15 protein-coding genes are annotated in these 25,667 nt (G+C 39.6%); 5 read left to right on the top strand and 10 right to left on the bottom strand.

The window, feature by feature from the left end; genetic code table 11:
• Window positions 1-130: 130 nt before the first annotated feature.
• From pgi to H4J46_RS10250, 4 genes are all read right to left on the bottom strand, one after another.
• Complete coding sequence (pgi, locus tag H4J46_RS10265) at window positions 131-1,801, bottom strand: glucose-6-phosphate isomerase (RefSeq protein WP_182233411.1); 1,671 nt, start codon at window positions 1,799-1,801, stop codon at window positions 131-133.
• A 30-nt stretch (window positions 1,802-1,831) separates the two neighbouring features.
• The gene (locus tag H4J46_RS10260; RefSeq protein WP_182233410.1) at window positions 1,832-2,788 is read right to left on the bottom strand and encodes a carbohydrate kinase; all 957 of its coding nucleotides are present in this window, start codon (window positions 2,786-2,788) and stop codon (window positions 1,832-1,834) included.
• A gap of 77 nt (window positions 2,789-2,865) precedes the next feature.
• Window positions 2,866-5,289, bottom strand: coding sequence for a TonB-dependent receptor domain-containing protein (locus H4J46_RS10255; protein ID WP_182233409.1), 2,424 nt, complete (start codon window positions 5,287-5,289; stop codon window positions 2,866-2,868).
• 178 nt (window positions 5,290-5,467) lie between these two features.
• On the bottom strand, window positions 5,468-6,697 hold the full coding sequence (locus H4J46_RS10250; protein ID WP_182233408.1) for a sugar MFS transporter: 1,230 nt from the start codon (window positions 6,695-6,697) through the stop codon (window positions 5,468-5,470).
• A 203-nt stretch (window positions 6,698-6,900) separates the two neighbouring features.
• On the opposite strand from H4J46_RS10250, the gene gtfA reads away from it, so the two are divergent.
• Window positions 6,901-8,370 carry a sucrose phosphorylase gene (gene gtfA / locus H4J46_RS10245; protein ID WP_182233407.1) on the top strand — a complete coding sequence of 490 codons (1,470 nt, stop codon included), beginning with the start codon at window positions 6,901-6,903 and terminating at the stop codon, window positions 8,368-8,370.
• Between the two features lie 149 nt (window positions 8,371-8,519).
• Window positions 8,520-9,551: a LacI family DNA-binding transcriptional regulator gene (locus tag H4J46_RS10240; RefSeq protein WP_182233406.1), complete on the top strand. Its 1,032-nt coding sequence runs from the start codon at window positions 8,520-8,522 to the stop codon at window positions 9,549-9,551.
• Between the two features lie 201 nt (window positions 9,552-9,752).
• Here the strand turns inward: H4J46_RS10240 and H4J46_RS10235 are convergent, their stop codons facing one another.
• The 4 genes from H4J46_RS10235 to iadA all read right to left on the bottom strand — a co-directional run bounded on the left by H4J46_RS10235 (window position 9,753) and on the right by iadA (window position 16,579).
• Window positions 9,753-11,471 (bottom strand): Mur ligase family protein, encoded by a 1,719-nt coding sequence (locus H4J46_RS10235; RefSeq protein ID WP_220462993.1) that lies wholly within the window; start codon window positions 11,469-11,471, stop codon window positions 9,753-9,755.
• 40 nt (window positions 11,472-11,511) lie between these two features.
• On the bottom strand, window positions 11,512-14,331 hold the full coding sequence (gene cphA, locus H4J46_RS10230) for a cyanophycin synthetase (protein WP_182233405.1): 2,820 nt from the start codon (window positions 14,329-14,331) through the stop codon (window positions 11,512-11,514).
• A gap of 227 nt (window positions 14,332-14,558) precedes the next feature.
• On the bottom strand, window positions 14,559-15,383 hold the full coding sequence (locus tag H4J46_RS10225) for a cyanophycinase (RefSeq protein WP_182233404.1): 825 nt from the start codon (window positions 15,381-15,383) through the stop codon (window positions 14,559-14,561).
• Between the two features lie 8 nt (window positions 15,384-15,391).
• Complete coding sequence (gene iadA / locus H4J46_RS10220; RefSeq protein WP_182233403.1) at window positions 15,392-16,579, bottom strand: beta-aspartyl-peptidase; 1,188 nt, start codon at window positions 16,577-16,579, stop codon at window positions 15,392-15,394.
• A 545-nt stretch (window positions 16,580-17,124) separates the two neighbouring features.
• On the opposite strand from iadA, the gene putA reads away from it, so the two are divergent.
• Entirely contained in the window at window positions 17,125-20,961 is a 3,837-nt protein-coding gene (gene putA / locus H4J46_RS10215) for a bifunctional proline dehydrogenase/L-glutamate gamma-semialdehyde dehydrogenase PutA (RefSeq protein ID WP_182233402.1), read from the top strand.
• 268 nt (window positions 20,962-21,229) lie between these two features.
• On the opposite strand, the gene H4J46_RS10210 is transcribed toward putA, so the two are convergent.
• On the bottom strand, window positions 21,230-22,141 hold the full coding sequence (locus H4J46_RS10210; protein ID WP_259365788.1) for an HNH endonuclease: 912 nt from the start codon (window positions 22,139-22,141) through the stop codon (window positions 21,230-21,232).
• Between the two features lie 405 nt (window positions 22,142-22,546).
• Window positions 22,547-23,188: a DUF5610 domain-containing protein gene (locus H4J46_RS10205; protein WP_182233401.1), complete on the bottom strand. Its 642-nt coding sequence runs from the start codon at window positions 23,186-23,188 to the stop codon at window positions 22,547-22,549.
• Window positions 23,189-23,591: 403 nt separating this feature from the next.
• Here H4J46_RS10205 and H4J46_RS10200 point away from each other — a divergent pair, with 403 nt between their 5' ends.
• Both H4J46_RS10200 and H4J46_RS10195 read left to right on the top strand, forming a co-directional pair.
• Entirely contained in the window at window positions 23,592-24,728 is a 1,137-nt protein-coding gene (locus H4J46_RS10200) for a TauD/TfdA family dioxygenase (RefSeq protein ID WP_182233400.1), read from the top strand.
• Between the two features lie 47 nt (window positions 24,729-24,775).
• Window positions 24,776-25,504 carry a class II aldolase/adducin family protein gene (locus H4J46_RS10195; protein WP_182233399.1) on the top strand — a complete coding sequence of 243 codons (729 nt, stop codon included), beginning with the start codon at window positions 24,776-24,778 and terminating at the stop codon, window positions 25,502-25,504.
• Window positions 25,505-25,667: the final 163 nt, after the last annotated feature.

Genomic DNA, 25,667 nt, shown 5'->3' with positions numbered 1-25,667 from the left:
CGCTGCAATGGCGGTAAGTTAATTATCAAACAAGCGGTTCAAAAAAAAATTCAAGTCTTCAACAAGAGTATTTTTATGAAGCCTATATTGCTGTTTTAAAATGTATACTCACCCTACTGTAAGATACAGGTTATGACTTAGCGGGGGTTTCAGCATTGGCTGATTTTACCCTATGATAATGTTTGATCAGATTCCAAGTAGAACTGTCGTGAGCGGGATTTTTTTTGTCACAGTGTAGATCATGTTCAATTTTATTAGCTAAACCTTTGCCTAACTCGACTCCCCACTGATCAAACGAACATATTTGTAAGAGAATCCCTTGTACAAATATTTTATGTTCATAAAGTGCGATTAAGCTGCCTAACGAACGAGGTGAAATACGGTTCATTAATATGGTGTTAGAGGGGCGATTTCCTTTATGTACCTTATGTGGCGCAACTTTATTAATATACTCATCTGTCCTGCCTTTGGCTTTTAGGTCATCTCTAACTTGTTGTTCATCTACTCCTTGCATTAACGCTTGAGTTTGAGCAAAAAAGTTCGCCATCAGTGTTTCATGATGTCCCTCAATAGGGGTATTACTTTCAATTGAACCAATAAAATCAGCTGGCACGACATTATTACTTTGATGCAAATATTGATAAAAGGCATGTTGGCCATTAATGCCTAATTCGCCCCAAATTGACGGCACAGTTGAATAACTAATGGTTTCGCCATGCCAGTTAACTGATTTTCCGTTACTTTCCATTTCTGCTTGTTGCAAATACGCAGATAACATATGTAAGGATTGATCATAAGGTAAAATAGCCTGTGATTGTGAACCGAGAAAAGTACAATTCCAGACACTGAGTAAGGCTAAAATCACTGGCGCGTTATGCTCCAGTTCAGTCTGACAAAAGTGCTGATCCATTTCGTGAGCACCTGCTAATAATTCAATAAACTTATCGAAACCTAAGTCTAAGGCTATTGGTAAACCTATGGCTGACCATAATGAAAATCGACCGCCAACCCAATCCCACATCTCGAATATATTATCGGCTTCAACACCAAATTTCATCGCATTTTCTTTATTGGTGGTCACAGCGACAAAATGCTGAACAACAGCACTTTTATCAAATGAAGCAGAGGTTAACCAGTTTAGCGCTGTTTTAGCATTGATCATGGTTTCTGTGGTGGTAAAGGTTTTGCTAGAAACAATAAATAGTACTTTCTCTGGATTTAATGGCTTCAATACATCAGCAATTTGGGTACCATCTACGTTAGAGACATAGTGAACATTGATACTGTCATCACTATATTTTTTTAACGCCTCAGTAACCGTTTGAGGGCCTAAGTTAGAGCCACCCACACCAATATTAACCACGTCGGTAATGCGCTTACCAGAATAGCCTTTCCATCTTCCTTGACGCACTTGTTCGGTAAAGGCTTGCATTTTATCTAACGATTTTGCAACGCATTCATTGATGTTTTCGCCATCAAGAAATATGGGCGTTTGTTGCTGATCACGCAAGGCGGTATGCAAAACGGCTCTATCTTCTGTGCCATTAATACGCTCACCTTTGAACATTTTGTCTCGCCAAGCCTCTACATCACATGCTTTTGCGAGTAAAATTAACAGTGAGCGAGTTTCTTCTGTGATCAAATTTTTAGAATAATCTACTAGCATAGAAGGTAATAACAGCGAAAATTTATTAAATCGTTGTTTGTCTTCATTGAAAAAGTCGTTCATATGAGACTTTTTAATCTGTTGTGCATGAAGCGTTAGCTTTTTCCAACTAGCAAGGGAAGTTCTAGATTCCATATTTATTCTCGGATATTTGATAAAAAACAATTAAAGCGCTAGCGCTTTAATTGACGGCAAGGCAGCAAATGCGCCCATTTTTTGGCAAGTTGAGGCACCACATTTACTGGCGAATAGTACCGCTGATGACACAAGCGTTTGGTTTTCTAATACACTAAATAAACACGCTTGATTAATATCGGCATCTTGACAGAGATAAAATAAGAAGCTGGCAATAAAACTGTCTCCGGCAGCGGTGGTATCTAGTGCGGTTATTTTAGGCACAGCCATCATCAATGAGTAGCTAGCACAAGTTACTTGCACCTCGTTAGGGCCATCAGTAATAACAATCAACTTAACGCCTAGTGCTAATAAGAAGCTAACATAGCCTGGTATATCAACATTTTTAATGGCGGCTAAATAGCGGGCTTCATCTTTACTTAATTTTACAATGTCACTTTCATTGAGACAGGCTTCTACGCGAGCAGGTAATAAACTTAAATCAGCCCAAAGTTGCTGTCGTAAATTAACATCAAAGCTAATTAATACCTTGTTCGACTTAGCGCGCTTTAAGGCATAGAGCGTATTATCATGATTTTGTTCATTGGTGAGGGTATTTGAGCAATAATGAAAAACAGCCATATCCTGCCAGTTTATTTTATCAACTTGGCTCTTTTCATAATACATATCTGCCGTATCATTACGATAGAAATTAAAAGCACGTTCGCCACTCGCATCTAAGGTCACCAACACTATGGCCGTATTGGCATTTTCTACGGTATTTACGTAGCTTGTATTCACCCCTTGATCTTGTAATTGCTGCATTAACATAGTACCAAAATCATCGCTACTGATACCGCCGGCAAAATAACTATTACCGCCTAATTTAGCAAAGGCGACAGCGACATTTGCAGGAGCACCTCCCGCTAACGGAGTGTAACTTGGGTTATGAGCTGAGCTTGGTAAAAAATCAACCAAAACTTCGCCATAACTGAGTAAAGAAAGCATAAAATCACCTTTGAATAAAAAAGCCCATATAAAATGGGCTTGTTATTATTTGTACTATTAGTTTAAAAAGTTATAGATTAAAAATCGTATTTAAGCGTCAGAGTCGCTGAACGACCTTGAATAGATCTTGCTCGTATAATAGTTTTAGCCGTTGCCGCTGTTGCATCTTCTGCTTCAGTAATACCAACAGTTTCAAATAAGTTATTAATGTTTAAAGAAACACTTAATGAATCTGAAAGGTTGTATTGAGCAAAGGCGTTCGTTTGAACATAACCGTCTAATATAAGAGCGTTAGGGTCGTTTTGGTCAAAGTTATCTTGAGCAAATGAATCAGTAGTACCAATTAAGTTAATACCCGCAGAACCTTGGGCAAAGTTGTAACGACCTGTTATTGAGTAAACAACATCGGCTTGTCTTCTTGGTGTGTTACCAACTACAGCTGGATTAATGACATCTTTAGTTATTTCAGAATCAGTCCACGTTAAGTTAGCACGCAGATCAAAATCACCAATGTAGTATGTAGATTCTATTTCAATACCTTTTGACTCATATTCACGGTCAAAAAATTGTTGGCTAGTGGCTTCAAAGTTTTGCTCTTGAGTTTGTGCAAAGAAAGCCGTTGCAAAGACAGATAATTCATCTTGACGAAATTTAACACCAAGTTCTAACTGATCAACTTCATCAAAGATGTCTTCATCTTTGGCAACACCAGCAGCATCTATTTTACCAAAAGCTAAGCGGTCAGCATTAGCTGTAGCGCCTCTACTGATCCGAGCAAATGCGGCTAAATCATCATTGATTTTGATGTTACCACCTAGTGAATAAGACACGTAGTTCCAATCGTAATTTACGTTGTTAGCTGAAGCGTTATCAACATTTGAAACACTAGTTTCGATTTGATGTATAGTGCCGTCACCGTTCATGTCAACTGCAGATTGAGCTGCACCTGAGAAAGAACCTGTTGCAGAACCACTATCAAAACGAACACTACCGTCAATGTTTATGTTATCAAAGCTTGTGCTAAACGCAGCATAAGGCGCTGTAACTTCATATTGTAAATCGTAATTACGTGTACAGCAGTTACCCCATGCAGGTACGCCATAAGCAATTACACCATTTTGAGAAAACTCTGTACCGTCAGCGGCAGTTACATCAACAAGTGCGGCATCTTGGCCTTTTACTTCATATAAGTAAGCGTTCCATAACCATGATTGTTGAATAGTTTGAGACGAGTTATATAAACCAACAGTAAAGGTAGAGTCGTTAATCGTTTTTGTTAATTTGAAATCGTTAACCATAAAATCAAGATTAGTCATTTCAACATCAAACGAGTGAATACGCATCAGGTTATCAGCAGTATAAGCATTACCTGCTTGTGGACCATTTGCGTAAGTTAATGTTGCACCAGCACCCGCTATACTGTCAGCTAAGCCTTGGCTTCCTTGAATACTTTCAGGGAATGGGCCTGTAAAGCTACCTTTAGTGCGAGAAATTCTCATTCTGTTTTCAACAGACCAGTCATTGCCTAAATCAAATACAGCTTCAAAACCAAGCGCATCAACTTTCGGGCTCATGCCATTACGCATATCAGCAAGACGGCCATTACCAGCACCATCAGTTGTGATCATTGAAGTATGGTAAGGGGTATGGGGGGTGCCAGTAGAGGCGTCAAATCCTTCAACTGAAGAACCATCAGCGTGAACAGGCATAGGTAAATAAGCTGTCGTTGTATCATCTAAGTGTTTAAAATAAAGTCTAACGTAACCATCACTAAATTCTTTAGTGATGTTCGCTTTAATTTGACCACCTTTGTTACCCGTATAACCAGTATCACGTACGCCTTCACCTTGACGGTAGAAGCCACCAAGATGGAAATAGGTTGAGTCGTTAATCTCGCCGCCAAATTGAAAATCTGTACGAGTAGAGTCATGATCTAAACCGAATGTTGTCGCTACGCTACCACCTTCAGCTTCACCCGTTTTACTAACGATATTAATGATGCCGCCAGGAGCATTTGTAGCTAATGTTGATGCAGAGCCACCACGAATAGCATCAATAGATGCCATTGTAGAATCTATGCGCAAGAAAATATCTGTGTTACCAAAAGCGATATCACCAAATTGTAGAATGGGTAAACCGTCTTCTTGAATTTGCATGAATTTAGCACCACCCGCTGCTACAGGAAGACCACGTACTGCAAGGTTAGCGTTACCGTCACCGCCTGATGCTTCTGCACGAACACCTGGGATGTTTCTGAATGCTTCAGCACTACTTCGTGGTGACGCTATTTCAATTTGATCAGCAGAGATGCTACTTACAGAGACACTTGATTCCATAACCGTTGTGCCTTTACCAACAGAGCCAGTAACGACGATTCGCTCAAAATCAATACCTTTGTGTTTTACTTCTTCTGTCACGTTTGTTTCTGCTGCGCTTAAGCTAGAGCATATAGCCATAGCTAATGCGCTTACGATAAATTTCTTATGAATAGCTTGTTTCATTGTCTCACCCCATATTCTGTTAATTTGTTGTATTAATATTTTTATAGTTAATCTAAGTTGCTCACTACCAAAGCAGTTAACTTAATCGATTAAGCTGATTATTCGTAAAAATACAAATATTAGCAAGTCTTTTTTTTGTACAATAGGTTTTATTGAATTAATCACATGATAAATATAATTAATTAATTTTTATATGTTGAGTAGGATCCACTTTTAGATTGTAGATTGCCGCAACAAACAGTAAGCCAGCGAAGAATGTTGCCAAATAAAATCCATAAGAAACATGGCCAAACAGATCACTCACAATCCCCATGAGTAAAGGCGATATAGCCGCTGATACCGCAGTGAAGAATAAGATCACACCCGCGACGGCACCATGCTTTGACTTTTGAAAGCAACTAATACCTTTAGAGTTTAAGGTTGGGTAAATCACTGACATAAATAAACCTGACAAGGGTAATAAAACAACTGCGACGTCAACCCCCATTAAAGCAGTACCTAAATAGCAAAGAAATACCGCTAATGAAAACCAAAACATCACTTTTTGCCAGCTAAAGTGCTTAAGCATCCAAACCCCTAAAAACCGCCCACTTGCCCGTAAGACAAAGAAAATAGTTAAGGCATAAGTCGCTAACCAAACAAGAGAGCCGGTATAGTCAGCAAGCAGTGTTGGCATCCAAACGTATATAGCCACTTCAGTAGCCACATAAAGCGCAATGGCTAATGAAAACCCTAAAGCATAAGGGTCTTTCATTAATTTAAACGAGCTTTTTAAATTAATTTTTTCTGCCACATGTTGTTGAGTCACTGGGTATTTTGATTTCATTGCAACCAAACACAGCAAAATACAAATAGCCCCCGCAGCTATGTATAAATATTTCCAAGACACACCCGAAACTAATAAGTAACTGACAATCGCAGGGCCTACTATAGCGCCTACGCCAAAAAAGCCTTCCACTTTATTCATTGTCGCCGTATGTTCTTTACCTGACGAAGATATGTCACCAATCAGTGCCAATGCGCCCGTTTTAAACAAACCAATAGCAATACCAATTAGCGCTAATAAAAATAAGAAGTAGTAAAAAGACTCGCCAACAGAAAACATAAAACAGGCGACAGAAAAAATCATTAAGCCGATAACAATCGTTAATTTTCTACCCCATTTATCAGCAAGGTAACCCAAAAACAAACCACTAAATGCGATAAAAATCATTGGGATATAATGGAATGCACTCGCTTGTGTTAAGTTTAAATTGTAGGTTTCAATTAACTGAGGAATGATGACACCAACGGCATCTGAGGTCATCGCAAAAACAAAAAACATCATATAGGTTAAAAGCTTAATACGGGTTATCGATGCGTCCTCGATTGAAGATTTATCTACTGTTAAGTTACTCGTTGGATTCATTATTTTCCCCTCTTATTATATTTATATATATTGGCTTTAGTTGCTTAATAACTAAAGTGATTTATTGACTATTTAACCTTAAAACATCTGCTGACACTTAATTTTTTAAAGAAAAAGCAAAATTATTCTTGATTAAAACTGTGTTGTATATAAACATATACCTTAATCGATTAAGATTCAACTTGTACTTTAATGGTAAATTTATGAAAAATAATGTTCAGCTAATAACCTATGTTGATAGGCTAACCGGTTCTGGTGTCCAAGCACTCGATAATATTCTGCATAACCAGTTGTCAGGTTTATTTTCAGGTGTGCATTTATTACCCTTTTATTATCCCATAGATGGCAGTGATGCGGGTTTTGACCCTATTGACCATACTGAAGTTGATAGCCGACTTGGCGATTGGAAAAATGTGAAAACATTAGGGGAAAGCCATGAATTAATGGCAGATCTTATCGTAAACCATATGTCTGCTCAATCTAAAGAATTTTTAGATGTACTAGATAAAGGCAGTGATTCACCGTTTTGGGCGCTTTTCTTAACGAAAGATAAAGTTTTCCCCGCCGGCTTAAATGAAGAACAGCAGGCGAAAATATATCGTCCTAGACCCGGTAGCAGTTTTACCAATTATTTATTACCCAATAATCAATCTGCTGATTTTTGGACCACGTTTACCGATAGCCAAATTGATATCGATGTCACTTCAGATGTTGGACAAGCCTATTTAACGCGGATTCTAAAAACCTTTGCTGAAAATAATATTAATATTATTCGCCTTGATGCCGCGGGTTATGCGATTAAAAAGGCCGGTACCAGTTGCTTTATGCTTGAAGAAACCTTTGAGTTTATTGATCAGCTAACCCAGAAAGCTAACGCACAAAGTATTGATACCTTAGTAGAAATTCATTCGTATTATCAAACCCAAATTGAAATAGCTAAACGTGTTGATCAAGTTTACGATTTTGCCTTGCCGCCATTAATTTTACACAGTATTTTTAGCCAAGACTTTAGTGCATTAATTAAGTGGCTGAACATTTCACCTAGAAATTGCATCACGGTTTTAGACACCCATGACGGTATTGGCATTATTGATGTGGGTCCCATGAACGGCAAAAAAGGACTACTTGATAACGCTGAAATAGATAACTTAGTTAAAAAAATTCATCTTAATAGTGCAGGCGAAAGCCAAAAAGCGACCGGTGCAGCGGCAAGCAATGTTGATTTATATCAGGTTAATTGTACTTACTACGATGCGTTAGCGGCCAATGATTATGATTATTTATTAGCCCGAGCCATTCAGTTTTTCGCACCTGGCACACCGCAAGTTTATTATGCTGGTTTATTTGCTGAAAAAAATGATATGACCTTGTTATCTGCCACCAATGTAGGCAGAGATATAAATCGCCCTTATCTTAATAATGCACACATTGAAAAATCACTCGAAAAACCTATCACTCAAGCTATAATCGAATTGATAAAATTACGTAATAACAGTGAGGCTTTTAATGGTGAATTTACTATTGAAGGTCAGCACTCTAGGTTAGCAATGACTTGGACTCATACTAAGAGCCAAGCCACTTTATTAGTCGACTTAACTGCCAGAAAAGCGTCTATTGAGCTTAATAAAAAGGGCGAAAAACGTTTAATTCTCTTAGAAAGCCTTTTGAATTAGCCTTGAAAATAACGAATAAAATAGCGAATAAAATAGCGAATAAAATTAAATTATATATTGATAAATAACAGTATACTATGTCAACAATAATGACAAAAAACTGAATAAGTCTGCGTGATATTTATGCACAACAATAAAGTAAGCTCAACATGACAGAAAAAAAAACATGGACACTAAAAAGCATAGCCAAAGAACTCGGTGTGTCAAATGCCACTGTCTCTAATGCCTTTAGTCGTCCAGACCAACTGTCTAAAAAGCGCAGAGAGGATATCCTTGCATCATGTCAAAAGTTGGGTTATTCAGGGCCTAATAAAGCGGCGCAATCGTTAAGAAAAGGTCACTCTAATATTGTCGCTTTGGTATTACCCGATAGTGTCGAGTATATGATTTCTGATCCCGTCGCCAGCAATTTTGTCAAGGGTGTTTCATCTGTATTAGAAAAAAATCAGGTTAATTTATTATTATTCTCCGGGGCTTCTGACAACATTAATGCGGTTGCTGACTTTGTTGACGGCTTTATTTGTTATGGCAGCCCCCGCAACGCTAAGTTGGTTGAGCAGTTAAGAGCCACCACTAAAAAAGTGGTTACCGCAGACTTTGACATTGATCGTAATGCCTCGGTAGGCGTTGATAATGAACAAGCGGCATATGAAATAGCAAAACTGGCGATAAAGTCAGCCGATGATAATATCGCAATTCTCGGTTTAAGATTACTCGACTCAAACTTAACCTGTCGAGTGTATGAATTACCTGACTTTGATCTTCTGCCTTCAATTGCTCATCGTCGTTTAAATGGTTACAAGAAGGCGATTAATGAACTCGGTGCTAAGTTAAGAGATGATAGGATATGGAATATTCCAAAAAGCAGTCATGATATCGCCTTAATAGCCGTTAGAGAAGCGCTAACCTCTATTCCTCGGCCAAATGTTCTGCTTTGTATGAGTGACTTAATCGCTTTAGCGGCGTTAAAAGAAATTAATGCCATGGGCCTTAAAATACCAGAGGATATCAGCGTGGTGGGTTTTGATGGTATTGACGAAACAAACCGGTCGAATCCCCCCTTAACCACTGTGCACCAAAACAGTGAAGAAAAAGGCAGCAAAGCCGCTGAACTTTTCATTAACCGAGCTACAGATTCTGTTTTAATTCCTTATCATATAGAACACAGACAAAGCTGTTAAACAGTTGAGCTTAACAAACACTACATAGATAGCCATAGGTTTATTATGGCTTATTAGTTGAGATCAAAGTTACGAGTAAAAGCGCTTAACGACTTACTGGATAGTAAAGCGCTTGCTAACATTACTGAAATAAAATTGCTGATATAACACATAAGTCAGGATTGCAGTTATCTAGACAACTGCAATCCAAAGCTCAATTATTTAAGATTTCTCAAGTAACAGTTTAGTGATCTCTTCTCGCTCAGATAATACCATCAGTAACGCTAAATCATTGGCTTGCAGCTGCTCTATAATATATTTCGCCCCAGCAAAGGGACTCTTAAAAGTAAAAATATTATGCTGTTTTATACCATGAGCCAACGCGGTATCAATAATTAACTGCGGTACTTCTCCTAACGCCCTACCGCGCAAATACGGCTCTACCTCAACAGCAATAATAAAGTCAGGCTGCATTTTTAATGCGGTTTTCGTCATGTTGATGATTTCACTGTCAGTTCTGTCGCCAGCATGACTGAGCATTAAAAATTTACGCTCAGCTTTGATATTCGCCGTAGTGACTGCCATGGCCTGCATACTATGAACATTGTGGGCAAAGTCCATGATCACTTGCGCGTTATTGACGTTAAACTGATTGCCTCTACCGGGATTGTCTTCACTGTTGCTAGCAAATTTCGACAAAGCGTTTTTAATCGCTTTATTGTCAATATCTAAGCTCTTAGCTAAGCCAATCGCGCCCAGCGCATTTTGAATATTGTGTAGCGCAGCGCCATTTAGCGTCATAGGAATATCGTTAACACCGATAATGCTTGTTTCTTCATTAGCATCTGCATAAACCAATTGCTGGTCTTTAACAAAACAAACCGCATCACCTTGTTGTTTATGTTGTTGCAGTGTCGTGTTGTTTTCATCTAAAGAAAACCAACACTTATTCACCAACAATTCAGGTGCTAAGGCCACTAAATACTCGTCATCGGCATTCAGAACTAAGGTGCCTTTACTTTCGCCGTTATGCTGTAAGCCTTTAGCAACCACAGCTTTAGCTTGGGCAAGTGCAGCAACAGTATTAATACCATATTGCCCTAAATGATCTTCGGCAATATTGGTGATTAAGGCAGCATCAACCTTATCTATGGGTAAACCCCGACGTAAAATACCGCCACGCGCTACCTCTAAAATAGCGGTTTGGGTATTAGGATGGCGCAATAACATTCTTGCCCCACCCGGACCTGAATAATCGCCATGATCAATAATATTATCACCGACCCGAATAAAGTCTGTCGAGGTAACACCACAACATTTACCCGCTTGCTCAATAATTTGCGACATAATGCGCACACTGGTTGATTTACCATTGGTGCCGGTGACATAAGCAAGCGGTATCGAGTGGTATTGTGACCAATTTATGCTGGCTAGTTCAGGCAGTGCCGATATCGGCCAACATTGCGCTGTGGTGCCATAACCCAATGAAAATTCATCATCATCAACCAAATAAACAATACCTTTAGCTTTTGATTGTTTAATTAATGCTAGCAGTTTTGGATTAACTTCTTCTGCTATCGCGGCTTTTAAACGTACGATGGCGGTACTCATTGGCTCTGCATTTTCAGTATGGGTTAACTCTTCGCAGGTCAACTGCCAGGCTATTTCATTTAAATCACAGGCAGCATAAAGCGCATCGATGGGAGCACTAATGGCAATCGTGATGCCATCTTCGAAGATACGCGAGTATATTTTTTCATTTGACCAATTAACCGCCTTCAGTAGCCGGTTAACGTAAATAGACCAAACATTAACCACAACAAGCTTATCAATACCCGAGACAAAAGCATCAATGATCGCGCCTGGCTGATCAGATAATAAATTTTTACCTGTCAGCCGACGATTATCATCTAAGCTCAGTGTTATATTTTTTATATTCATATATTACTACGCTTTTTGATGTTGATTTTTCTTAGCAAGCTTAATCACTTTCTTCATCGTGTTCAGATACCACACGCACACCGCGTTCATCAGAAACAATTCTCATGCCGGTTTCCAAGACAAAAGTATCAGGCTCGCTAGTTTCTAACATAGACACCACAGTTTGACGTGGTGTTTGCTCTGTTTGATGCTCAACTTCATTAACGCCATTGAAATTGATGATTTGTTTCCAACAACGTGTTATTGCATCACCAAAAACCATTAATAAGTCGTCATTACTGGCCAATTCTAGACCTTTACTTATAGCTTCTACTTCATCTGAAATACAATGAATTTTTGACTCATCGATACCTTGAGCTTTTAATGCCGCAGCTAAAAGTTGAGGCACTTCATCCTCACCACGACCACGGCGATTGTCATCGGCCTTACAAATGTAGATATCAAAATGTCCAGCCGCCGCTTTAGCAATATTCACGATATCTTCATCACGACGATCACCGGGTCCTGCCAACACTGTAATACGCTTACCCTTAACTTCTAATTTGCTCGCCAACTCGCTCATACAACTCACACCATCAGCATTGTGAGCATAATCAAGTATCACTCTAAAATTGTGCTCATCAAACACGTTCATTCGACCTGGGGCTTGATAAAATGTCGTTGTGAAGGTTCTTAAGCCTTGTTGAATAGCTTCTAACGGTTTATCTAAACAATAAGCTAGAGCAGCAGCAAACATAGCATTTTGTACATTGTGCAGTGCTTTACCTTCTAAGGTGGCCGGAATTAAATGCGTCCACAGCAGCGGGATATGGGTACCATTATCAAAAATGGTGATCATGTCACCGTTAATACCTTTCTCTAATACCACGGCTCGACCTCCAGCACGAATGTGCTCGCGAACTAAACTATGGCCCGTATTCATGGTGACATAGCATAAATGTTTAGCTTTGGTATGATCAGCCATTTTTAAACACAGCGGATCATCCGCATTGAGTACCACACTGTCGGTAGCAACTTCAACCACAATGCGTTTAATTTCAGCTAGTTGCTCGAGCGTATCTATGCCTCTTAGCCCTAAATGATCGGCTTGCACATTCAGACAAGCAGCGACATCACATTCTAAGTAACCCAGACCTGAGCGCACAATACCACCTCGCGCCGTTTCTAATACCGCGATATCAACCGAGGGATCACGTAAAACAATTTGCGATGAGACAGGACCTGTCATATCACCTTTAACCGATAATTGGCCATCAACATAAACCCCATCGGTGGACGTCATGCCAACAACATGCCCAGCACTTTTTAATATATGCGAGAGCATTCTAGAGGTGGTAGTTTTGCCATTGGTGCCAGTAATACCGGCAATAGGAATACGTGTAGGTAGTGATGGTGGAAACAACATATCAATGACTTTGCCAGCAACATCTCTAGGCTTACCTTCACTTGGCGCTACGTGCATTCTAAAACCAGGTGCGGCGTTAACTTCGACAATACCGCCGCCAATATCTTTATAAGATTGAGTGATATCTGCGGTTAAAAAGTCAACGCCACCCACATCTAAACCCACCGCTTGTACCGCACGTTCAGCCATGGTTTTATTGTCGGGGTGTACTACATCGGTCATATCAATTGCCGTGCCACCGGTCGATAAATTTGCGGTTGAACGTAGGTAAAATATTTCACCTTGGGGTAGTACAGTTTGTTCAGTAAAGTCCGACTCACCTAGTAAACGTAAGGCTTGAGTATCTATCTCTAATTGCGTTAATACTTTTTCATGGCCAACACCTCGACGTGGGTCTTCATTAATAATATCCACTAATTGGCTAATACTATTAACGCCATCACCTATGACATGGCCGGGCACACGTTTGGCCACCGCGACTAATTCACCATTAACTACCAACATCCGGTGATCTAAACCGGTTAAAAACGACTCAACTAAAACCGCTCGGCTGGTTCCATGTTCACGAGCAAAGGCAAAAGCTGTGATCACTTGTTCTTCAGTCGTTAAATCAATAGATACGCCACGGCCATGATTAGCATTTAACGGTTTTAGTACCACCGGATAGCCAATATTTTTTGCCATTTTTACCGCTTGGGTATCTGAATACGCCATACGCTGTTGAGGAACAGGTAAGCCGAGATCATTTAATAAATTATGTGTGTCTTCTTTATCACAAGAAATTTCGACCGCAATGTGCCTAGTTTCACTGGTAATAGTCGCTTGAATACGTTGTTGATATTTACCATGACCAAATTGCACCAAACTATATTCGTTTAATCTTAACCAAGGAATATTACGTTTTTCTGCGGCATCAATAAGTGATTGCGTACTAGGACCAAATTCTTTGCGTTGTGCAAAGCGAATAAAATCAGCCACTTCTTGCTGAAAATCAAAATCGTCTTCAATTTGGGTTGTCAATTCGGCTTTAATGTTTCCGGGCATTAATGAAATTAATAATTTTCGAGCTAACAAAGCCGCTTCAAGGCCTACATTTCGTTGTTTATACTGGAAAACCATATTGTATTCGCCAGTCTTTCCAGTACTTCGAGTTTTACCAAAGGTTACTTCAGTACCTGCTATACATTGTAGTTCGAGCGTAACATGCTCCCAAATATGAGCAATCCAAGTACCTTCATCTTCTTTTAAACGTCTAAGAAATCCGCCGGGCTCACCATAGGAGCAACCGTGTTGATCTAAACTGGGCAAGTTAGTGATTAAGCCATCGATAAATTCATTACCTAACTTAACTGAAGGGTATTGTTCCAAAATGCCTATATCAACTATGTGGCGAATCACTGGAAAATGAGCATAAACATTAGGGCCAACATAAACGTTGGAAGATAGCATTTTCATCGTAATTTCCTTTTATTACTCTAACGAGAATTTTTTATTTATATTGACTACGCAAAACGCGATCTAGAAAAGATAACACGCTTTGAATAGCGAGCATACTACTTGCGATAAAATATTATTCTGCAGCGGGAGGGGATCTTAGAGTGAACTTTAAACCATTGTAATAAAACAAAAAAGCCACCTAAAACTAGGTGGCTTTTTTAAAAAAAAGTAGCTTGTAAAATAGCTTATATTGCTGGTGTTGCTATTCTTTCGTTGATGCAGTAAGTCGCACCTGGACCAAGCACATGCAACTTAAGGCCGATTAATGTAATAGCTTCGCCTCTATTAGCCTCTGCCATTGAGCTATGCGACAGGTCTGACGGGTCAACTACCGTGATGCTGCCATGACCTACAACTTCTAAAACCCCAGAAGGATCAATAAAGGCAGCCGTATTTTCACAAATACCCAGGCCTGAAGCAAAAGGGTTGTATGAGATAGCCGATAACAAACGTCCCAAGCGGTTTCTTTGACTAAAATGCTGATCAATAATCACTTTATTAATTAAGCCCATGCCTGGTGCAAAAGTCACCCCTTCTTCATTAGGTAAAGCACCTGTGCGTCCACCCGCTATCATGTGCTCTGGCATAATCGCTGCGCCTGCAGAAGTGCCTGCAACATGAACACCCGCCGCATTACGTTTACGAATACTTTGCGCTACTGGCGTGCCACCTAAAATAGTAGACAAGCGTAATTGATTACCGCCGGTGATAAAAATTCCGGTGGCATTGTCCAATTCAGCTAGGTATTCATCGCTGTTTGCCTGTTCACGATCATTAATTGGTAACGAAACAGCTTTTTTCACACCTAATTCATGAAAAACCTCTTCGTAATTAGACCCAGTATCTGCAAGTTGTGAAGCGGTTGGAATGATAACAATATAAGCATTCTCGCCACCACAAAGCTCAACAAAACGTTGTAAAATTATCGGATCTTTTACACGCTCTTCTGCCCCCCCGATAGGAATTACAAATCCCCGTTGTTGACCATCAGTTGTTTTAGCTGGACACATATCTACCTCTATTCAAATGTACCTTTAATAATTGTCTGATTATTTTGCTTGTGCCATACACCTTGCGCCATTACATCAGTAATTTCATATTTTTCATTCATCACCAATAAGTCAGCGTCAAAACCAACGGCAATTTGCCCTTTGCTTTTAAAGCGTAAAATAGTAGCAACATTGCTCGTTAGCATCGGAAGCACGGTTTCAAGTGCTAAACCTTTATGTAAAGTTGCCACTAAAGTTTCTCCTAACGTACTCGCTCGACCAAAATCCATATGCTGTAATTCACCTTGTAGGTCAAAACAAGGCAAGCAACCCCCACCATCCGAGCTAAGGGTGATTTGTGCTAAGGGCAATTGTCTTTCAACAGCCATTTCAATGGCGTCACAAGCTTCCCAACCGGGTTGAGCTGTGCCGGCAGGAAATGCCGTCAGATCAATATGACACCCTTGAGTGAGTAATTTACAACTATCTTCAAACAAAGCTTTGTTACGATTAACATGGGTGGGATTAAACACCCGCGCTGGCAACTCTGTGTCTCTAATCGCTTGTTCAATTAAGGCTAAACGTTTTTCGCCATCGCCCAAATGAAAATGAATAATACCGGCTTTACCTGTCATCAAACCCGCCACATGGGTTTCACTGGCAAGGCGGATCACTTCTTCAAATGTTGGTTGACTAGAGCGGTGGTCACTAATGGCAAACTCACCAATACCTATAACGGGCTCAAGAAAAACAATATCTGACTTAGCGCTGCCCGTAATGGTGGTTAAAGGATAATGATATCCTCCGGTCCAACAGTAAGCAGACAAGCCTTCCTCACGCAGACCATAAACTCGACTTAATAAGTTTTCAGTACTACGAGTGGTATCATCAGTGCCAAGTAAGCCCACTACGGTAGTCACACCCGCATGGGTAAATTCAGTGAGGCCAACAGGCGGTACTTGCGTTGCAAAACCTGCTTCGCCACCGCCACCAGTAATATGGGCATGGCTATCAATAAAACCTGGCGTTAAGATCGCACCATCAAAATTAATGACCTTAACCTGCCACTGCTTAGGAATATCGATTTGCCCTTTTCCAGGCTCATAAATAGCAGCAATTTTATTACCTGCAATTAGAACGTTTTTAATGCCTAGGGGAGTTGGCGCATAAATATTAACATTGCACAATAATGTCAGCATGGTTTGGTTATTTTTCATGGTATATAAAGTGGTGTGGTGTTGTGTTTAGTTTGACTTATTCATTGTTTTTACTGAATAAAACATAATATCGAGTAAACTAAACTAAGAGTAATAAATAGTTAAAAATATTGTACCACAGTTGATATTTCACCTCCAAGGTTCACTTAGAAAATATCCAAATAAATATCCAGAAAAATTATAACAACATTCATATTTATTTGATTTACTTATACTCACTGCAGTAATAAATTAGCTCACTTAGCGCTACATTAATAAATTTAACGTAAAGCCGATGTATTAAGCAATATTGATGGAATTAATAAGGTAATTTCCATTAAAAACAGTGACTTTATTACTAGCCGTGTAACACTTTTTCGTTGTAAGTCTTTAACCTGAAATATATTATATGGTCAGAGGGGATTTTAGCGCTATTTTAAATGGCTTAAAACTAAAATTTAACTAGCACATACGGTCAAGTTTTAATTAGAATGCACAAATTAAAACTAATGTAACTATCGCTAACTAGTACCACGCTACTACTTAGTAATTTTGAGGAAAAACCTATGCTTTTTAATGATTCATTTATCACCGATTGCCCAATTCGTCAGAAAATTCGTGAATTTTATCGTATTGATGAAAATACAGCGGTAGATCATATTTTGCCACTAGCGGAAGTTAATGTTAGTGCTCGAAGTCGTGCTTGGGAAAGAGCGCGTAAAATGGTGTTAAAAATTCGCCAAGACCAAGCGGGTACTGGCGCGATAGATGCTTTATTAAAGGAATATTCTCTATCAAGCGAAGAAGGTGTGGTATTAATGTGTTTGGCTGAAGCCTTACTACGTGTACCAGATAAGCATACTCAAGATGCCTTAATTCGTGACAAAATTTCTCAAGGACAATGGAGTAGTCATCTTGGTAGCAGTGACTCACTGTTTGTAAATGCTTCATCATGGGGCTTGTTAATTACCGGTACTATGGTTAATTATGCTGATAAACGCAAGAAAGATAGCTTTGGTTTATTGAAAAAAGTTATTGGCCGTTTAGGCGAGCCAGTTATTCGTAAATCAATGAATTACGCCATGAAAATTATGGGCAAGCAGTTTGTGATGGGCGAAACGATCAAAGCGGCCACTGAGCGTGCTGCTACAAAAGAACAGCAAGGTTATGTTTACTCTTACGATATGCTAGGTGAAGGCGCTCGTACAATGGACGACGCTAACCGCTACTTTAAAGCTTATCAAGATGCGATAGAAACGATTGGTAAAGTTGCTCGTGCTACGGGTAAAAACGACCCACGCAGAGTACCAGGTATTTCAGTAAAACTTTCAGCTATTCATCCCCGTTATGAGTTTAGCCACCAAGCACGTGTAATGGCTGAAATTGTACCAAAACTAAAAACGCTTTGCCTGCAAGCAAAAAGTTATAACATTGGCTTGACCGTTGATGCAGAAGAGTCTGAGCGTTTAGATATATCGCTTGATGTTATTGAAGCAGTATTTAGTGACAGTGAATTAGCCGGTTGGGATGGTTTTGGTATGGCATTACAAGCCTATCAAAAACGCGCTATTTTTGTTGTTGAATGGTTACGAGAATTAACCGTTCGTGTTGACCGAAAAATGATGGTGCGCTTAGTCAAAGGTGCATATTGGGATACAGAAATAAAGAACACTCAAAAAGAGGGTCTTAACCACTTTCCAGTCTTCACACGTAAGTCTTCTACCGATGTTTCTTACCATGCCTGTGCCAATAAATTATTAGAATATAGAGATTCTATTTACCCACAGTTTGCCACACATAATGCTTACACTGCAGCAACCATTGTTGAACTTGCCGGTGATGATAAAGAGGGATTTGAATTTCAATGCTTACATGGCATGGGAGATTCTTTGTACGACCAAATTGTGTCACTTGAGAACATTCAATGTCGTATCTATGCACCTGTTGGTCATCATGAAGAATTATTAGCTTATTTGGTCCGTCGCTTATTGGAAAATGGCGCTAACTCTTCTTTTGTAAACGCCATTGTTGATGAGTCGCAACCGGTCGAGTCTTTACTTGAAGACCCCGTTGAAAGAACTCAGCGATTAAAAGATAAGTATAACAATCAAATACTTAGGCCAATTGCCTTATACCATGACGCCAAAGGTCTTGGTCGTGATAATTCTAAAGGCTTAGATTTAAACGACATTAGTATCATCACGCCGTTAAAGGCTTCGTTAGATCACTGGTTTGATGAACACCTGCTTAATAAAAATGATATCCCCGATGGTGCTATTGCGGTTAAAAACCCAGCTAACCATCGTGAAATCATTGGCTTTCATCATCTGCACGACAAAGCCGCCATGCTTGAGATGATCGATACGGCAGAAACAGCATTTACTTCATGGTCAAAAACGCCAGTATCTGAACGCGCTGATTTATTATGCCGCGTGGCTGATATTCTTGAACGTCATACCGACGAGCTCATTGCCTTGTGCATTAAAGAAGCCGGTAAAATAGCTCAAGATGGTATTGATGAAGTGCGTGAAGCCGTTGATTTTTGTCGTTATTATGCACAACAAGCGGTTGAAGTTGCCGCTGATGAACGCTTAGAAGCGCGTGGGGTTGTCTTATGTATCAGCCCTTGGAACTTCCCATTAGCGATATTTTTAGGTCAAGTGGCTGCCGCTATTGCCACAGGTAATACGGTATTAGCAAAACCTGCCGAACAAACCAGCTTAATTGCCTTACGCACCATTGAATTAATGAAGTCGGTTGGCTTACCTGAAGGCGTTGTCCAAGCGGTTATTGCTCGAGGCAGTCAAGTGGGCAGTGTTATTGTTCCTGATGCTCGTATTCAAACCGTTATGTTTACCGGCTCTACTGAAACTGGCACTATTATTTCACAAACCTTGGCTGACCGAGGTGGCGATCAAGTACCATTTATCGCAGAAACTGGTGGCCAAAACTGCATGATAGTTGATTCTACCGCTCTACCTGAGCAGGTAGTTGATGATGTTATTTCTTCAGGATTTCAGTCTGCAGGTCAACGCTGTTCGGCGCTGCGAGTGTTATTTTTACAAGAAGATATTGCTGATGACGTCATTACTATGCTCAAAGGCGCATTAGCAGAATTACATGTAGGTAACCCAGAAAAATTAAGTACAGACATAGGGCCAGTGATAGATCAAAAAGCATTAGATGCCCTCAATGCTCACAGCGACTATATGAAAACTCATGGCAAATTACTGTACCAATGCCCTATTGCCAGTGAGATAACAGATGAAGTAGCACAAAACGAACATTTCTTTTTTGCACCACGACTTTATGAAATTAAAGACATTAGTGTGCTAGAGAAGGAGGTGTTTGGTCCTTGTGTCCATGTTGTGCGCTTTAAAGGCAATGACGTAGAAGCGGTTGTAGATAGAATTAATGGTACAGGTTTTGGTTTAACTATGGGTATTCATACCCGTATTGAACACCGTGCCTTTGATTTAGCCAAGTTATCACGTGCTGGCAATGTCTATATCAATCGTAATATGATTGGCGCTATTGTCGGTGTACAACCTTTTGGTGGTCGAGGCCTGTCAGGTACTGGACCAAAAGCAGGTGGGCCAAATTACCTCACTCGTTTAGTAATAGAAAAAGCAACACCCGATGCTGAGCAATTTAAATTACTACCATGGCAGGTAGAAGCTTTAGACGGTGGTGAACAAGCAGAAAAAGAAGCTGTATTGTTCATGGACAAGGCTAATGCAGCAGAAAAAGGCTGGCGCTTAACTGAGTTAAATACTCGCCTTTCTTCTGTACGTCAATTGTTAGCAAAAATTTCCCATGTTGAAATTGTTGAAGATTTAGCTGACGATTTAAACCGCACCTTAAAATCAGCTCGTTCACAATTAATTAGTATTGAAAAGCGTTTGAAAAAGCCAACGTTTTTACCTGGGCCAACGGGTGAGTCTAATGTGCTTTATTTGGAAAACCGCGGCAATATCATTTGCTTTGCCGATAAAAATGTTAGCTTTCATTTTTGGTTACTTTCTATTGTAACGGCTTTAGCAACGGGTAATACCGTTATTACTGTGGTCTCTGATTTATATTATGACGAAGCGATTGCCTTTAGAGATAAGTTCATTGCTACCGGCCAAGATGCAGATGTTTTCCAAGTGGCTAAGTTATGTCACTTAACAACTATGCTGGCGCATCCTGCGTTATCAGGTATTGTTGTAGACAGTCATTGTGATCGTAAGCACTTTATTAGTGAGAAATTAGCTGAACGTTCAGGGGCAATATTACCTGTGATCAGTTCTGAATATTTTGATCACTTGATTCAGCGTTTATTAACAGAAAAAACCATTAGCATTGACACGACTGCCTCTGGTGGCAACACGTCACTAATGACTTTAGTTGAAGAAGATTAATAGTTAATGAGAGATAGTTAATACCAAACGAATAGGTATTAACTATTAGGTATTAAGTGTTAACTGAAAACGGGCATCTGATGATGCCCGTTTTTTTTAAAGACTACATGATATATTGGTGATGAGATATTGATTATAGCTGTCAGTTATTAGCTATCAGTTTAACTGACACCTTTAATCGCTCAGTATTTAGAAAACCGCTGACTCTGCATAGCTAATCAAGCGGTATCTACAATAGCTAGACAAGGATAAAAGACCATAGCGGGTGTTATTTAACATCGTTCATTGCAAAAACTTTATTATGCTCAAGAATATATTCATCAAATCTCAATTGTAACCTAGGATGCATACGAGCTATAGCGAGTTCTAATCCTTTTTCAATACTGATACTTTTTAATAAAGCTAGATCAAGGCTATGGGCAATTTTAATAATATAGCGCATTCTTTGCTTCTCAAAAGTAATTAAATGCTTAGCGAATAACTTATCAACATGTGAGCATAATAAAATACCATTTACGCCATCTAACCTTTGTTTATTGTCTTCACATTTTGCCCACGGAATAATATGAGAAGCGACTAACATCTCAGCAATATTTATACCTGTCAGTGCACATGTCTCGCCATTCCCCCAAATATCGATAACGTTTTTTCTAAATTGCCCTTGTCCAATTCGGCACAGGATTAAGTTTTCTTTTTCTGTCTTTTCGATAGCTAAATTAAGTATATCTAACAGATCTACAGCCTCTTTTGCGATAGGTTTTGCGCTATATTCAGGCTTGTGTGCACCTTCTGCGTACCATTTATCATCAGTAAAGTTGAGGGTCATATCCGTTAAGGCTTTTATAAACTCTTTTATGCTGGTTTTACCACTATCAGTGGCATCTACATAGTCCAAGTCTTCAATTATTGGAAAGGTTTTTAGTTGATAACCCTCCTCTTCAACTAATCTAATATGCTCTATCGCTTGAATATAACCCGGTTGCTTTCTACCTTTTTTATTTTGCACCCAATCCTTATCAAGGATTAAGCTCCGACCTTCTTGAGTATGAGTATCCCAAGCCCCAAAAATAACAAACTTAGCTGCATGGTTTACAAATGAAAAATCAGTTCTCCAATTATTCGCTGTACCACCATGAGACTCAATAAATTTCTTCCTAGACAACTGACGTACTCCTTTCAAAATGATTGATAAAATTACATAGCTTATAAAGCTGTTACAATTGATTCTGCACTAAAGTGAGTTAAACCTGTACAAATAAATTTAAAATTGCTGATATAGGTAAAAATAACAGTCGCTGAATCAATCACTGTGTAGCGCTTATCACTATAAAATATTGCTATAAAGTTAATGCTATACCTTAACTTTATTATTTATACGCGCTGCAAGCGCTAACTCAAAGGTGAGTGAGCGTACAACTAGAATAACGCAAACTAAAAAAAGATTAACACCTTGTTTTAGTTAGCAATTTAAATCAATACAATTAAAAAAACAGCCAAAAAATTGTTTTGAATTGGATCAAAAAAATAGTAATTAACGGTAAATTTCAACCGTTACCGCTGGCTAAATAGCCGACTATTATCGTGGTTACGGTTCAAGCTGATCCACTTCTTTAGCACTTAAAGCTTCGATAAAAGACTGTAGCCCTGCTTGCACTAACTGATAAGTTTTATCAATATTATTGCTAATATCGCCCGTCAATACTTTTAAATCAGCTAAAATATCCTTGGCTTCAGCAAAACCTTGCTCTATACCGCCACTGATAATATCAACAAAAGCCATTAACGATTCTTCTGCAGCCATTTCAGGATGCTGCTCTTGATAAGCACCTAGAAACTGAGTACTAAAACCAACAATACGCTCCGCTGTTGCTTTAGGACTGAAATCAACCCCCGACTGATAACTGTCTTCAACGCTACTTTCAACACGAGTAATAGCCCCGGTTTCCTTAAGCGCTTCGTTTATGCCCTGTAAGGCAGTTTTTAACAATAATGACAGCGGCTGATCGCCCATGGTTGCATTGAACTTCAGTGAAGATTCTATAATAGCGGCATTAAGCTGCTTTTTATTGTTGGCATAAATAGAGTCTTGTGCTTTAACAATATTTTTATCATTAGCCAGCTCAGATATTTGCTGCCCCTTTGGCTTGTTCAAGGTTTTATCTGACGCGTTTGCTAATGTTCGAACATCTTGGCTATAGGTATCATTAGGTTTAATTACTGAGCTCATAAAATTTACCTCGGTTTATCACAGCATATATCACAAGTATCGGCACAATGAAGTGTAACTTAAGTTTACCCTCTAACTACCCCACTCAACGCAAGCTTACATTCATCATCATAATGCTAATTTATCAAAAATTGTCAGAGATCATTACTGACAATAAGAGTTTTAATCATCAATTTTCCCTTGAGTATTACGAGTTAATTTTGGCCTATGCAGACCTTATTATTTAACCAGCTACTGGTATGGCTAACGATAATGAATACCGCGCAGCTTTAATCATTATTGAAAAAATAATGATAGTTTATTGAGCACTTACCACGGCAATTTCCCCTTGGTATTTTCGACATTACATGGCCAAAATGATACAATTTCAATTTTAAAATAAACAAAAAATAAGTGTTGCTGAATGTCTGACATTGTATTATTGAAAACCGGTATAGAACTCCCAATGAACGCAGAAATGGTCTATTTCAATTATTTCTGGTTACGCGATAATTGTGCCACCTCATGGGATAGCAGCACTCAGGAACGGACCTTTGATATTCTTGATGAAGCTGATGATTTACACGCAACAAGCGCCTGGATAAATGGAGCCTCACTGGAAGTTATTTGGAGCGATGGCTATCAAAGTCGTTATAACCTACACTGGCTTGAACGTTGGCACAAGGGAGAAAACCATGGTGATTTGGCCGTTCGTGCCCGTAAAACTTGGTATGGCGATCACTACCCAAACATGGCGCGTTTTAGCTATGACGATGTTATGGCTAACCCCGCCAGTGTAGCTGATTGGGCTGAGGCGATGTTAGATGAAGGTGTTGCCCTGATTCAAGATATGCCAAATTCAAACGAAGGGCTGAAAACCCTATGCGAACTGTTTGGCACTGTGCGGCCATCTTTTTCTGGTTACACCTTTGATGTTCAGTCTAAAGCCAATCCTGAAAACCTTGCTTATACCAGCAAAGCACTTGAGTTACATACTGATTTACCTGCAGAAGAACTTGCTCCAGGTATCCAGTTCCTGCACTGCCGAGTTAATGATGCAGAAGGCGGCAACAGCTTGTTTGTCGATGCAACTACCGTTGCTAACGCCTTAAAACAAAGCTATCCAAAATACTTTAAAATACTGACAGAATACGAAGTGCCGTATCGCTATACCACCCACTATCAAGATGTACGCACTAAGCAGCGAATAATCGAACTCGACCCTAATAATGGTGAGGTTAGCGGTATTAATTTTAGTCAGCACTTGGCTGATGTCTTTGATTTTTCACAGCGTGAAATGGATACTTTTTATCCCGCTTTTCGTAAGTTTGGACAGATGCTACAAGACGCTCAATATTTGATGACCTTCCGCCTAAATGCTGGCGAGTGTATGGTGTTTGACAACCACCGCATCGCCCACGGCCGAGCTTCCTTTATCAAGGGTAGCGGCGCTAGGCATTTACGGGGCTGTTATGTTGACCGAGGCGATCTGCGAAGTGTTTACCGTGTTTTACGTGCTAGCTATCCAAAAGCAGAAGCAGAAGTGACGGCTCCACTTTAACCATCATTAGAGACGTAATCAGTCGAAACCTATTGGGGATAAGCAAAATGCAAACAGAACAAGAATTACGAGTCGATTTGGCCGCTACTTTTAGGCTTATTTATGAAATGGATATGCATGAGTCAGTGGCCAATCATTTAAGTGCTGCGGTATCTGCAAATGGTAAACAGTTCCTGATGAACCGTCGCTGGATGCACTTTTCAAATGTTACGGCGAGTAACCTACAGTTACTGGATAGTGAAGACGATAGCATTATGCTGACTGACCAAGCGCCTGATGCTTCGGCTTGGAGTATTCATGGCAACATGCATGCGTTATTGCCCACAGCTAGGGTTATTCTGCACCTGCATTCTACCTATGCAACCGTACTCTCAACGTTAAAAGATCCACGTATATTACCCATTGATAACAACACCGCACGGTTCTTTGAGCGCATCGCTTATGACGAAAGTTTTGGCGGTATTGCCACCAGTGATGCAGAAGGCAAACGCATCGTGGATAACCTAGCCGGTAAAAATGCTTTAATGATGGGTAATCACGGCATTACGGTTACTGGCGCGACGATCGCCGAAGCTTTTGAGGATCTGTATTATCTGGAAAAAGCTTGTAAGACTATGGTGTTGGCTTATTCCACTGGCCAGCCTCTGAATATTCTCTCTCATGAGCTAGCGCGACAAACAGCAGAAAGTTGGGATGAGTTTCGAGGCCAGTCTTTCGCTCATTTTGAGCAGAAAAAAGCTATGCTCGATAAAAAGGGTAGCTCGTATCGGGAGTAATAATACTTTATTAGTGCATACTCACGGCTTAACATGTCTTGGTTCTGCGACAAAAAACTATGTTTGATCAAGCGTTATGCCAAAATCAGGCAATAGTTAGATCTAAATTAGGTCTGAACTAGGCCAGAATTAATCTGTCCTCAGTGTAATCTGAATGGGTTAC

Origin of the sequence: Colwellia sp. MB02u-6, from assembly GCF_014077095.1 — a bacterium.
Taxonomy (GTDB): domain Bacteria; phylum Pseudomonadota; class Gammaproteobacteria; order Enterobacterales; family Alteromonadaceae; genus Cognaticolwellia.
This window is presented reverse-complemented; position numbering and strand designations above follow the sequence as displayed.

Excerpts from the sequence above, each read along its gene's own strand:
- pgi (WP_182233411.1), bottom strand. The coding sequence starts at position 1,801 with ATGGAATCTAGAACTTCCCTTGCTAGTTGGAAAAAGCTAACGCTTCAT.
- H4J46_RS10260 (WP_182233410.1), bottom strand. The coding sequence starts at position 2,788 with ATGCTTTCTTTACTCAGTTATGGCGAAGTTTTGGTTGATTTTTTACCA.
- H4J46_RS10255 (WP_182233409.1), bottom strand. The coding sequence starts at position 5,289 with ATGAAACAAGCTATTCATAAGAAATTTATCGTAAGCGCATTAGCTATG.
- H4J46_RS10250 (WP_182233408.1), bottom strand. The coding sequence starts at position 6,697 with ATGAATCCAACGAGTAACTTAACAGTAGATAAATCTTCAATCGAGGAC.
- gtfA (WP_182233407.1), top strand. The coding sequence starts at position 6,901 with ATGAAAAATAATGTTCAGCTAATAACCTATGTTGATAGGCTAACCGGT.
- H4J46_RS10240 (WP_182233406.1), top strand. The coding sequence starts at position 8,520 with ATGACAGAAAAAAAAACATGGACACTAAAAAGCATAGCCAAAGAACTC.
- H4J46_RS10235 (WP_220462993.1), bottom strand. The coding sequence starts at position 11,471 with ATGAATATAAAAAATATAACACTGAGCTTAGATGATAATCGTCGGCTG.
- cphA (WP_182233405.1), bottom strand. The coding sequence starts at position 14,331 with ATGAAAATGCTATCTTCCAACGTTTATGTTGGCCCTAATGTTTATGCT.
- H4J46_RS10225 (WP_182233404.1), bottom strand. The coding sequence starts at position 15,383 with ATGTGTCCAGCTAAAACAACTGATGGTCAACAACGGGGATTTGTAATT.
- iadA (WP_182233403.1), bottom strand. The coding sequence starts at position 16,579 with ATGAAAAATAACCAAACCATGCTGACATTATTGTGCAATGTTAATATT.
- putA (WP_182233402.1), top strand. The coding sequence starts at position 17,125 with ATGCTTTTTAATGATTCATTTATCACCGATTGCCCAATTCGTCAGAAA.
- H4J46_RS10205 (WP_182233401.1), bottom strand. The coding sequence starts at position 23,188 with ATGAGCTCAGTAATTAAACCTAATGATACCTATAGCCAAGATGTTCGA.
- H4J46_RS10200 (WP_182233400.1), top strand. The coding sequence starts at position 23,592 with ATGTCTGACATTGTATTATTGAAAACCGGTATAGAACTCCCAATGAAC.
- H4J46_RS10195 (WP_182233399.1), top strand. The coding sequence starts at position 24,776 with ATGCAAACAGAACAAGAATTACGAGTCGATTTGGCCGCTACTTTTAGG.